The sequence below is a fragment of the Mesorhizobium sp. M2E.F.Ca.ET.209.01.1.1 genome, assembly GCF_004010375.2.
In the GTDB taxonomy this organism is placed as follows: Bacteria; Pseudomonadota; Alphaproteobacteria; order Rhizobiales; family Rhizobiaceae; genus Mesorhizobium.
In genome coordinates this window covers 1-350 of the sequence record NZ_SADP02000550.1, presented here as the reverse complement: position 1 = coordinate 350, position 350 = coordinate 1, and the positions used below count along the sequence as shown (strand labels likewise).

Annotated in this window: 1 pseudogene; it reads left to right on the top strand. The window is 66.3% G+C overall.

Going from position 1 to position 350, the window contains the following annotated elements:
• Window positions 1–350: pseudogene (locus EN852_RS36865) on the top strand (DUF2974 domain-containing protein); the annotation flags it as partial.

Below are 350 nucleotides of genomic sequence, written 5' to 3'. Positions count from 1 at the left end.
GCGGCATCGTCACTGAAGTCGCGGCCGCGATCGGCAACGCGGCAGCCATGGTCGATGGCCCGCTGATGCTGAGCGGGCATTCGGCCGGCGGACATCTCGCCAGCCGCATGGTGACCGTGACATCGCCGCTAGCGTCCGATGTGGCGCGGCGCATTCGCAAGGTCGTTTCGATCTCAGGCCTGCAGGACCTTCGGCCGCTGATGTCCACCGCGCTGAACCAGACCCTGAGCATCGACGAGACGGAAGCTTTGGGCGAAAGCCCGGCATTGCTGCGGCCTATGCAGGGAGCCCACATCACCTGTTGGGCCGGGGGCGGCGAGCGTTCGGAATTTCTTCGCCAGAGTGCGCTG